Origin of the sequence: Paenibacillus auburnensis (assembly GCF_927798115.1) — a bacterium.
GTDB lineage: Bacteria > Bacillota > Bacilli > Paenibacillales > Paenibacillaceae > Paenibacillus_AQ > Paenibacillus_AQ auburnensis.
In genome coordinates this window covers 25691-36904 of the sequence record NZ_CAKMMG010000015.1, presented here as the reverse complement: position 1 = coordinate 36904, position 11214 = coordinate 25691, and the positions used below count along the sequence as shown (strand labels likewise).

14 protein-coding genes are annotated in these 11214 nt (G+C 45.2%); 12 read left to right on the top strand and 2 right to left on the bottom strand.

The features are described 5' to 3' along the window. The first annotated feature begins 60 nt into the window (after positions 1–60). The 5 genes from L6H70_RS27575 (at position 61) to tuf (ending at position 4810) form a co-directional block, all read left to right on the top strand. Positions 61–312 (top strand): ribosomal L7Ae/L30e/S12e/Gadd45 family protein, encoded by a 252-nt coding sequence (locus tag L6H70_RS27575; protein WP_206102164.1) that lies wholly within the window; start codon positions 61–63, stop codon positions 310–312. Positions 313–446: 134 nt separating this feature from the next. Continuing rightward, positions 447–866, top strand: coding sequence for a 30S ribosomal protein S12 (rpsL, locus tag L6H70_RS27570; RefSeq protein WP_020427075.1), 420 nt, complete (start codon positions 447–449; stop codon positions 864–866). Between the two features lie 45 nt (positions 867–911). Then, positions 912–1382: a 30S ribosomal protein S7 gene (gene rpsG / locus L6H70_RS27565; protein ID WP_036652908.1), complete on the top strand. Its 471-nt coding sequence runs from the start codon at positions 912–914 to the stop codon at positions 1380–1382. Positions 1383–1430: 48 nt separating this feature from the next. Continuing rightward, a complete protein-coding gene (gene fusA / locus L6H70_RS27560) occupies positions 1431–3509 on the top strand; it encodes an elongation factor G (protein ID WP_236337405.1) in 2079 nt (692 codons plus the stop codon). A gap of 110 nt (positions 3510–3619) precedes the next feature. Continuing rightward, positions 3620–4810, top strand: coding sequence for an elongation factor Tu (gene tuf, locus L6H70_RS27555; protein WP_236337404.1), 1191 nt, complete (start codon positions 3620–3622; stop codon positions 4808–4810). Positions 4811–4946: 136 nt separating this feature from the next. On the opposite strand, the gene L6H70_RS27550 is transcribed toward tuf, so the two are convergent. Continuing rightward, the gene (locus tag L6H70_RS27550) at positions 4947–5288 is read right to left on the bottom strand and encodes a cupin domain-containing protein (RefSeq protein ID WP_236337403.1); all 342 of its coding nucleotides are present in this window, start codon (positions 5286–5288) and stop codon (positions 4947–4949) included. A 39-nt stretch (positions 5289–5327) separates the two neighbouring features. Next, the gene (locus L6H70_RS27545) at positions 5328–5777 is read right to left on the bottom strand and encodes a V4R domain-containing protein (protein ID WP_054943970.1); all 450 of its coding nucleotides are present in this window, start codon (positions 5775–5777) and stop codon (positions 5328–5330) included. Positions 5778–6010: 233 nt separating this feature from the next. On the opposite strand from L6H70_RS27545, the gene L6H70_RS27540 reads away from it, so the two are divergent. The 7 genes from L6H70_RS27540 (at position 6011) to rplB (ending at position 11200) form a co-directional block, all read left to right on the top strand. Beyond that, positions 6011–6655 (top strand): Crp/Fnr family transcriptional regulator, encoded by a 645-nt coding sequence (locus tag L6H70_RS27540; RefSeq protein WP_236337402.1) that lies wholly within the window; start codon positions 6011–6013, stop codon positions 6653–6655. A 208-nt stretch (positions 6656–6863) separates the two neighbouring features. Next, positions 6864–8189 (top strand): globin-coupled sensor protein, encoded by a 1326-nt coding sequence (locus L6H70_RS27535; RefSeq protein ID WP_236337401.1) that lies wholly within the window; start codon positions 6864–6866, stop codon positions 8187–8189. Between the two features lie 236 nt (positions 8190–8425). Beyond that, positions 8426–8734: a 30S ribosomal protein S10 gene (gene rpsJ / locus L6H70_RS27530; RefSeq protein WP_017692074.1), complete on the top strand. Its 309-nt coding sequence runs from the start codon at positions 8426–8428 to the stop codon at positions 8732–8734. Positions 8735–8776: 42 nt separating this feature from the next. After that, positions 8777–9400 (top strand): 50S ribosomal protein L3, encoded by a 624-nt coding sequence (rplC, locus tag L6H70_RS27525; RefSeq protein ID WP_074113289.1) that lies wholly within the window; start codon positions 8777–8779, stop codon positions 9398–9400. A gap of 25 nt (positions 9401–9425) precedes the next feature. Beyond that, positions 9426–10049, top strand: a complete 624-nt coding sequence (gene rplD, locus L6H70_RS27520) for a 50S ribosomal protein L4 (RefSeq protein ID WP_236337400.1) — start codon at positions 9426–9428, stop codon at positions 10047–10049. Then, entirely contained in the window at positions 10049–10342 is a 294-nt protein-coding gene (rplW, locus tag L6H70_RS27515) for a 50S ribosomal protein L23 (RefSeq protein WP_019908225.1), read from the top strand. The genes rplD and rplW overlap by 1 nt, the downstream gene beginning before the upstream one ends. Positions 10343–10369: 27 nt before the next feature. Next, complete coding sequence (gene rplB, locus L6H70_RS27510) at positions 10370–11200, top strand: 50S ribosomal protein L2 (RefSeq protein WP_054943974.1); 831 nt, start codon at positions 10370–10372, stop codon at positions 11198–11200. Positions 11201–11214 lie beyond the last annotated feature (14 nt).

Below are 11214 nucleotides of genomic sequence, written 5' to 3'. Positions count from 1 at the left end.
ATATGTCTAAGGTGCGTGAGTGGCCTTGTCATTCTTTTTCATTGGAGGTAATGATTTATTATGACTGATGATAGAGGACTGCAGGATGCTCAGGTCAAGATCGGTACCAAACAAACCGTTAAGGCGGTAGAGTTGGGCCAAGCCGCAGAAGTCTATGTGGCAGAGGACGGAGATCAACGGCTTACTTCCAGAATTGTTTTGCTTTGTGACAAACAAGGCGTGAAGGTCACTTATGTGGACACGATGCTGAATTTGGGCAAAGCTTGCGGTATAGAAGTTGGTGCTGCTATGGCAGCCGTCTTAAAACAATAGCGTGAGAAACGTTTTTGTACCGGGGGTACACTTCGGCAGCAAAGACTTTTCATTTGTCTTTTTATGAACCACCTGGGTCTGTGGACTTAATGTTCGTAAATTGATTATCATTTCAGGAAGGGGGTGGCACAACAATGCCAACTATTAATCAACTGGTTCGTAAAGGCCGTCAAGCCAAAATCGAGAAATCCAAGTCTCCTGCTCTTCAAAAAGGGTTCAACGCCCTGAAGCGTGAGGCAACAAATTTGAGCGCCCCGCAAAAACGCGGTGTGTGCACTCGTGTAGGCACAATGACTCCACGTAAACCAAACTCAGCGCTTCGTAAGTATGCCCGTGTTCGTTTGACGAACCGTCTTGAGGTGACTGCTTACATTCCGGGTATCGGACACAACCTTCAAGAGCACAGTGTAGTATTGCTGCGCGGAGGTAAAGTTAAGGACCTTGCAGGAGTTCGTTACCACATCGTGCGTGGCGCTCTGGATACTGCAGGCGTAGCTAACCGGATGCAAGCTCGTTCCAAGTATGGTGCGAAACGTCCTAAGGCTAAGAAATAAGATTACAATACCTGAATAATAAACATTTAAGAAAGGGGGATATCCATGCCACGCAAAGGTCCAGTTACTAAGAGAGATGTATTGCCAGATCCATTGTATAATAGCAAGTTGGTTACCCGTTTGATCAACCGTATTATGCTGGGTGGTAAAAGAGGTGTCGCTCAAAGCATTCTGTACAATTCGTTTAAATTGATCCAAGAACGTACGGGCAAAGATCCGATGGAAGTTTTCGAAGCTGCCATCAAGAATATCATGCCGGTATTGGAAGTTAAGGCTCGCCGTGTCGGCGGTGCTAACTACCAAGTGCCTATCGAGGTTAAACCTGAGAGACGTACTGCTCTGGGATTACGTTGGCTCGTGAACTACTCACGTAACCGCGGCGAGAAGACTATGGAAGAACGTTTGGCGGCTGAAATCATCGACGCTTCCAACAACACAGGCGCTTCTGTTAAGAAACGTGAAGACACGCACAAAATGGCTGAAGCGAACAAAGCGTTTGCTCACTACCGCTGGTAGGATTTTAAGCCGTTCAAATAACTTATATTTTGAAGGGAGACCCATTTCATGGCAAGAGAGTTCTCCTTAAAAAATACACGCAATATCGGGATCATGGCACATATTGATGCTGGTAAGACTACTACCACTGAGCGGATTCTATTCTACACAGGCCGTACGCACAAAATCGGTGAAGTTCACGAGGGTGCAGCTACAATGGACTGGATGGAACAAGAACAAGAGCGCGGAATTACCATTACTTCCGCTGCTACAACCGCTGCTTGGAAGGGTCACCGCATCAATATCATTGATACCCCAGGACACGTTGACTTCACTGTTGAAGTTGAACGTTCCCTGCGTGTATTGGATGGAGCAGTTGGTGTTTTCAGTGCGAAAGAAGGCGTTGAGCCTCAGTCTGAAACTGTATGGAGACAGGCTGACCGGTATGGCGTTCCCCGCATCGCATATGTAAACAAAATGGATATCATCGGCGCGGACTTCCTTAACGTTGTAGAAAGCATGCGTGATCGCTTGCAAGCCAATGCAGTTGCAATTCAACTGCCAATTGGCGCCGAAAACGACTTCGTGGGTATTATTGACCTGGTTGAGCAAAAAGCTCACATCTTTAAAGATGATCTGGGTCAAAACATTGAAGTAACGGACATTCCGGCTGAATATCTGGAACAAGTTGAGACTCTGCGTCTTGAGCTGATCGAGAAAGTTGCAGAACTTGACGAAGACCTGACTATGAAGTACCTGGAAGGTGAAGAAATTACAGTTGATGAGATCAAAGCTGCTCTGCGCAAAGGCGTAGTAGAAGTTAAGATCTTCCCTGTAATCGTTGGATCCTCCTACCGCAACAAGGGTGTTCAGCTTATGATGGACGCTGTCGTTGATTACTTGCCATCCCCACTGGATGTACCGGCAATTCAAGGTCATCTGGATGACGGTACTGAAGCGGTTCGTCACTCTTCGGACGAAGAACCATTCTCAGCATTGGCATTTAAAATCATGACTGACCCTTATGTGGGTAAACTTACGTTCTTCCGCGTGTATTCCGGTGTTCTGGAATCCGGTTCTTATGTAGTTAATGCTACTAAGAACAAACGTGAGCGTATCGGCCGTATTCTGCAGATGCACGCTAACAGCCGTCAAGAAATCTCCATCGTTTACGCTGGTGATATCGCAGCAGCTGTTGGTTTGAAAGATACAAGTACAGGCGATACACTTTGCGATGAGAAACATCCGGTAATCCTGGAATCGATGAACTTCCCTGATCCGGTTATCGAAATCGCAGTTGAACCAAAAACCAAAGCCGACCAAGATAAATTGGGCGTTGCTCTCGGTAAGCTGACTGAAGAAGATCCAACTCTTCGTGCGCATACTGATGAAGAAACTGGCCAAACCATCCTGGCAGGTATGGGTGAGCTTCACCTTGATATTATCATCGACCGTATGCGCCGCGAATTCAAAGTAGAAACCAATGTGGGTAAACCACAGGTTGCTTACCGCGAAACATTCAAAGCACCAGCACGTGTTGAAGGTAAATTCGTTCGCCAATCCGGCGGTCGCGGTCAGTACGGTCACGTATGGGTTGAATTCGAACCTCTCGAGCCAGGTACTGGCAGCCAATTCGAAAGTAAAGTTGTCGGTGGTTCTGTACCTAGAGAATACATCGCTCCTGCACTTGCCGGTATTGAAGAGCAAATGAAAAACGGCGTTATTGCAGGCTTCCCGCTTGTAGACGTTAAGGCAACCATCGTTGATGGTTCTTATCATGATGTTGACTCCAACGAAATGGCGTTCAAAATTGCCGGCTCGATGGCACTCAAAGCAGCTAAAGACAAGTGTAAGCCTGTCCTGCTTGAGCCAATCATGAAAGTGGAAGTAACTGTTCCTGAGGAATATATGGGCGATGTTATGGGTATGCTGAACTCCCGTCGCGGTAGAATCGAAGGTATGGATTCCCGTGGTGGTGCGCAGATTATCCGTGCTAAGGTGCCTCTTTCCGAAATGTTCGGATACTCCACAACTCTCCGTTCCGGTACTCAAGGACGCGGTGTATTCTCAATGGAGCTTTCTCACTATGAAGAAGTACCTAAATCCATTGCAGAAGAAATCGTTTCTAAGAACAAAGGTGGAGAATAGTCACCGTTTTTAACTCGCCGTTCGGATATTAATCACTCAGTCATCTAAGAATTGCATGTAGACGGGCGGCTCAAATATAAGGAACCCCACAATAAGGAGGAACTGTTCAAATGGCAAAGGCAAAGTTTGAACGTAACAAACCACACGTTAACATCGGTACTATCGGTCACGTCGACCATGGTAAAACGACTCTGACTGCTGCAATCACAACTGTATTGTCCAAAAAATACGGTGGTGCCGCTGTAGCTTTCGACCAAATCGACAAAGCTCCTGAAGAACGCGAACGTGGTATCACTATTTCCACAGCTCACGTTGAATATGAAACTCCTAACCGTCACTACGCTCACGTAGACTGCCCTGGACACGCCGACTATGTTAAAAACATGATCACTGGCGCAGCGCAAATGGACGGAGCTATCCTGGTTGTATCCGCAGCTGACGGCCCTATGCCACAGACTCGCGAACACATCCTGCTGTCCCGTCAAGTAGGTGTTCCTTACATCGTCGTATTCCTGAACAAATGCGATATGGTTGAAGACGAAGAGTTGCTTGAACTGGTTGAAATGGAAGTTCGCGACTTGCTGAGCGAATACGACTTCCCAGGTGATGATACTCCAATCATCCGTGGATCTGCTCGTGAAGCTCTTCAAAACCCTGAAGGCGACTATGCACAGAAGATCGTTGAAATGTTCGAAACGATCGACACGTACATCCCGCTTCCAGAACGTCAAACTGACAAACCATTCTTGATGCCTGTCGAAGACGTATTCTCCATCACTGGCCGCGGTACTGTGGCAACTGGTCGCGTAGAACGCGGAACAGTTAAAGTCGGAGAAGAAATCGAAATCGTTGGTATTCACGAAGAAAAGAAAAAATCCGTTGTTACAGGCGTTGAAATGTTCCGTAAATTGCTCGATTCCGCACAAGCGGGCGACAACATCGGCGCATTGCTGCGTGGTGTAGACCGTAACATGATCGAGCGTGGCCAAGTTTTGGCTAAGCCGAACTCCGTTAACCCACACACTGAGTTCACTGCTCAGATCTACGTTCTGACTAAAGAAGAAGGCGGACGTCACAAACCATTCTTCACTGGTTACCGTCCACAGTTCTACTTCCGTACAACTGACGTAACTGGTATCATCAACCTGCCAGAAGGTACTGAAATGGTTATGCCTGGTGATAACATCACTGTAACCGTACAACTGATCTCCCCAATCGCGATTGAAGAAGGTACTAAATTCTCCATTCGTGAAGGCGGACGTACAGTTGGTGCAGGTTCCGTAGCTTCTATCCAAAAATAATTCGCTTCTATCCGTTAGGATAGTATCGGATCATAAACAGGGGTTCTTCTTCGGAAGAGCTCCTGTTTTTTTGTATACAAAAACTCTATCCACAGAGGATATCCTCTGTGGATAGAGTTTTAATAGATTGATCTTATTAAATTTCTTTAGCATAGGCCGGGCTGGGCAGCTTGGAGATTACGACATGAAGACTCGCAGGGGAAGTGCCGGTGTTATGGTAGGCGAAGGAATCATCCTCAGCAACGTAGATAACTTCCTCCTCGCTGAATTCCTGTGCTACATCATTTACTGTGATGGTGCCGCTCCCTTTTAGAGCATAGATATAGACATCTGCACCGGGGTGCTTATGCATGGGCAACTGCTGGCCAGGCATAAAATTAAGGACAAAGACAACGCTATCCCCTTTTTGAAACAGTATTTTTTTGGTGAACCGATCTTCTTGATATTGAATGGCTTCTGTTATCATTTTCTTTTCCATATCCATATACCCTCTTTCATTAAATATTCCCATACGGGATTAGAGTTTTACTTCATATTCACAATGTTCATGTCCGGTAGCATTACACTTTACTTCTTTAACACTAACTCTGTGACCCATGATTTTAGTTAGTGCTCCCTCCAGAATTGCGCCTTCTAAATCGCAGATCATTTTCTCTTCCTCTAGTGTAGGCAATCCTTTGCAAAAGCAGTCATCCACAGCAATATTGATCCTGGACTCATCTGAAAAAATAATACGCGGAATTCCAATTTTCAGTTCTTCAAATAGCTGCAGTAACTCATCCACACTGTTCACCGGCAGGCTTTCACCTATCTTTCGGCCTACAGTCAATGTAGTGCCTTTACCGCCCATCGGCAAGCCCTGGTTTAGGCCAATGAGGCGTATGGTGCGGAATAACTCTAGTGGAACCATATTACCTAGTATTGCTCTGTCCATCTTTTGCATGTCTTCAAATGTATATTGCAGCATAGACACATCCTCTCCTGTAAATTCTCTATAAGAGTATTTTGAAGGAAAATGAACCTAGAATCCTTGATACAGATCAAGTTTATTAAAATTATTGTGAGTGTTATCACTAGGTGGCTTCCAGATCCTTGATATGTTGTCATCAGGTTAATAGGAAGGAAAGTGTCATTATGAATATGAATTGTAACACATGCCACAACAATCCGTGTGTACGGCAGGTACCTGTATTTCAGGGCTTGTCTGATCATGATCTGCATATAGTTGAGTCTATTATAGAATCAAATTATTATACAAAGGGGAATCTGGTATTTAGAGAGGGAGAGCAGTCCGAATCACTGTTTATAGTAAATAACGGCCTGATTAAACTGACTCAGAATAATACGGAAGGGAAGCAGCATGTTCTTCGCTTTCTTTTCCCCGGGGATTACTTTGGCCAATTTGCCTTGCTACATAATAAGAGGCATTATGCTACTGCAGAGGTAGTGGAAAGCGGACTTGTGTGCCGGATTCATCGCAAAGATTTTCTACCCTTGATAGAAAGGAATGCGGCTCTTGCCTTCAGCTTCCTGATGTCAATGAGTGAACAGTTACAACAGGCCGATGAACTTGCGGGGTCGCTGCATATTTTAGAGGCAGAGAAGAGATTAGCAAGACTTCTGCTTCATCTATCCTCCAAAAACCAGCAGGAGCATGGAACCGAACCGGCATCTAAGATTCATCTGCCAGCAGCCAAAAAGGACTTCGCAGCCATGATAGGTACCACACCTGAAACACTCAGCCGAAAGCTGAATAAGTTTGAAGCGATGAAGATTATAGAAGTAAAGAACAGGACCGTAGTTATCTTAGATATTAAGATGCTCTATAAGGTTGCAGAATTATAGAATAGAAAAATTTGTATACACCTTTATTGTTCGACACAATACGACAATAAACACCCAAAACTCTTTTCATTCTACAAAATTCAACAAAAAACTACTTAAAATTCTTTACATTTCACGTTCTCCTAGGTTAGAATGATTCTATATTATCATTGTTAATATTTAGGAGTTTAGGGAGAGTGGAAGTGTGGGGAAATGTCCTTTTTCTTTTATGCATGGTATTCAGTCACGTAACAATAATGAGGCAACTCCCGATAAACGCTCCAAGGACAGCGAGAATCATACACCTGCTACCACGGCAACCGTTCATTCGCTCCATGGGCATGAAGAGTTGAACGAACAAATGCGGATGATTGACTTGACTGAAGAGGATCTGGATCTTTTACGGATGATGAAACCTATTGTCGAACGTGAGATTAACTACATCACTGACCAATTCTACAATACGGTCCTTGGTGTAAATAAGCTTGAGAGCATCATTCTAGAGCACAGCAGCATTGAACGCCTCAAGGGAACTTTAAAACAACATATTATTGAAATCTTTGACGGCAAAGTGGATGAGCAGTACATAGCTAAACGCTTGACGATTGCTAAAATTCACAAAAAAGTCGGTCTCGAGCCAAAATGGTATTTGTCGGCTTTTCAGAATCTGCAGAATGTATTTATTACGGTAATGTACAATGAAACGTATAAAGACAACGAGCGGTTAAAAGTAGTACAGACCGTAACCAAACTTCTGAATCTGGAACAGCAACTGGTGCTCGAAGCCTATGAGAAAGAGAACATCCGGGAGAAGGAAGAACAATACCTGGTTGTTAAAAATGAACTGAAACAGAAAATCGCTGAGTTTAGCGGAGAGCTGATAGATCTGAGCATGGACACTAACGCTGCTGTAGAGCAGCTGGTGGCGAGCAGCAACGAAGTGAACAATTCATTCCGCCGTACTGCCTCTACCGCTCTTGGGTCGCAGGAGATGGCTAAGGATGGACAGGGACATCTCGGCAGCCTCAGCGGTCAGATTAATCTTATATATGAGAGTACGAATGAAATGGAACGGTCGGTAAAAGAGCTAAGCAGCTCTTCTTTGCAAATCCAGAAGATTGTGGCTGCTGTACAGGATATAGCCGATCAGACCAAAATTCTTTCTTTAAATGCTACAATAGAAGCCGCCCGTGCAGGTGAATATGGCAGAGGCTTCAGTGTCGTGGCCAGTGAGGTCAGCCGGCTTGCAGAAGACACCAAGAGCACCGTAGTACGTATCGGAGATTTAACCCAAAAATCGGCTGCGCTGACTAGCCAGGTAGTTAAAGAAATCCGTAAGGTGCAGGAACTGACGAAAAGCGGAAAAGAGCAGTCCGTAGAGACGAGCAGACTGTTTAGTGATATCGTGGATTCGATGCAGACTAGTACACAGGAAATAGTAACTGTTGAGGAAGAGATCAGAGTATTAATTCATACTATTGAAGGAATAGGTGCTACAACGGCACAAACTGCGGCCTCGGCCGAGTTTTTCAAGTCTGCAACGGATAATCTTTAAGCGAAAAATTGAATATTTGTATAGAAGAGAACAACGTATAAAAAAAATATGCGTTGTTTTTCATTTTTGCTTGCAAAGTATCCGCCTATTATATATAATAATAAATGTTGTTCTGAGACGTTGCGATGATGTGAGAGGTTACTGACACACCCGGCCCCTTTGCCATGAGGTCGACGTCAGAAAATTTTCACGGAGTATGTCCGATAATAAATTGGGCGATAGAAGGAGGGACTAAAATGGCAAAGCAAAAAATTCGTATCCGCTTGAAAGCATACGACCACAGAATTCTTGATCAATCCGCAGAGAAAATCGTTGAAACAGCAAAACGTTCGGGTGCTGGTGTATCCGGGCCGATCCCGCTGCCAACTGAGAAGCAAATCATTACTATTCTCCGTGCGGTACACAAGTACAAGGATTCCCGTGAACAGTTTGAACAACGGACTCACAAACGTTTGATCGATATTGTGAATCCTACACCACAAACTGTGGATGCCTTGATGCGCTTGGATCTACCGTCCGGTGTAGATATCGAAATCAAATTGTAATTCTACCATTAAGCAACTAGGAAAAGAAAAGAGGTGTCAACATTGAAAGGTATCTTAGGAAAAAAACTCGGTATGACTCAAGTGTTTACTCCAGAAGGTAACGTGATCGCAGTATCGGTTATCGAAGCTGGCCCTTGTGTAGTACTGCAAAAGAAAGACCTGAATATCGACGGATATGAAGCAGTGCAGTTGGGCTTTTCTGATAAGAAAGAAAGTCGCTCCAACAAGCCTGAACAAGGTCACGCCAAAAAGGCAAATGCAACACCTAAGCGCTACGTTCGTGAAATTCGCGGTGTTGACCTCGGGGCACTCGAGGTTGGACAAGAGCTGAAGGCTGATATCTTCGCTGAAGGCGAATTTGTTGACGTAACTGGCACTAGCAAAGGTAAAGGTTTCCAAGGTAACATCAAACGTTGGGGACAAAGCCGCGGACCAATGGCTCACGGATCGCGTTATCACAGAAGACCGGGTTCCATGGGTTCCATTCAAGCTAACCGCGTTCCTAAGGGCAAACGCCTTCCAGGACATATGGGTCACACGACCGTAACGGTTCAGAAACTTGAAATCATCAAAGTTGATGTTGAACGTAACGTATTGCTGGTTAAAGGCGCTATCCCAGGTCCTAAGAACAGCTTCGTGAAAGTTAAAGAAACCGTTAAGAAATAATTACCTAAGAAAGGAGGAACATGAAATGCCAAAAGTAACACTTTTTAATATCAGTGGTAACGAAGTTGGCGAAGTTGAACTGAGTGATTCAGTATTCGGTATTGAACCGAACGTGCATGTCCTGCACGAAGCTGCACTTATGCAAAGAGCTTCCCTTCGTCGTGGTACACACAAAGTAAAAGGACGTTCTGAAGTACGTGGCGGCGGACGTAAGCCTTGGAAACAAAAAGGTACAGGTCGTGCTCGTCAAGGCTCCATTCGTTCACCACAATGGAAAGGCGGCGGCGTAGTCTTCGGACCAACACCACGCAGCTATTCCTGGAAACTGCCTAAGAAGGTTCGTCGTTTGGCCATTAAATCCGCGTTGTCCTCGAAAGTACTCGGGAATGACATTATCGTATTGGATAGCCTGACAATGAATGCACCGAAGACGAAAGAATTCGCAGCTATTCTGAACAACCTGAAGGTTGGTACTAAAGCTTTGATCGTAGCTCCTAGCCATGACGACAATGTAGCACTTTCCGCTCGTAACATCCCAGGGGTGAAATTCGTAGCGGCTGACGGCATCAATGTTCTTGACGTACTGACGTACGACAAACTGATCATCACTAAAGAAGCAGTTCTGAAGGTAGAGGAGGTGTTCGCGTAATGAAAGATCCTCGTGATATTATCAAACGTCCGGTGATTACGGAACGCACATCCGAATACATGAGCGAATTGAAATACGCTTTTGAAGTGGATATCCGTGCTAACAAGACCGAAATCAAAAAAGCTGTCGAGGCTATTTTTAAAGTTAAAGTAGTTAGTGTGAACACAATGCGCGTACCTGGTAAACTGAAACGTTATGGCAAATACTCCGGATACACTCCAGAGTGGAAAAAAGCCATCGTGAAGCTTAGCCCGGACAGCAAGCCGCTCGAATTCTTTGAAGCGGTAGAATAATACTCTTAAAGTAAGGAGGGAACTATAGTGCCAATCAAAAAGTACAAACCGACCTCTCCGGCAAGACGCGGTATGTCCGTGTCTACGTTTGAAGAAATTACAACAAACCAGCCTGAGAAATCGTTGCTTGCGCCGCTGAGCAAAAAAGCGGGCCGTAACAACCAAGGTAAAATTACGGTTCGTCACCACGGCGGCGGACACAAACGTAAATACCGTATTATCGACTTCAAGCGGACTAAAGACGGCATACCAGGTAGCGTTGCTACAATCGAGTATGACCCGAACCGCACATCTAATATTGCTTTGATCCACTATGCCGATGGAGAGAAACGTTACATCATCGCTCCTAAAGGACTTAAAGTTGGGGATAAAGTAGAGTCCGGCCCTGCAGCCGACATCAAAGTTGGTAACAGTCTTCCACTGGAGAACATCCCGGTAGGTACAGTTATCCACAACATCGAGTTGAAACCAGGTAAAGGCGGACAATTGGTTCGTGCTGCTGGTACAGAAGCTCAATTGCTTGGTAAGGAAGAAAAATACGTATCCGTTCGTTTGAACTCCGGTGAAGTTCGCAGAATCTTGAGCGTTTGCCGTGCAACAATCGGTTCCGTAGGTAACGAAGATCACGAATTGATCAAAATCGGTAAAGCCGGACGCAGTCGCTGGCTTGGCCAACGTCCTGAAGTTCGCGGGGTAGTAATGAACCCTAACGATCACCCACACGGTGGTGGTGAAGGCCGCGCTCCAATCGGACGGAAATCGCCTATGTCTCCTTGGGGTAAACCAACCCTCGGCTACAAAACGCGTAAGAAAAACAAGGCATCTGATAAATATATCGTTCGCCGCCGCACAAAATAAGACGCTTCAGGCAT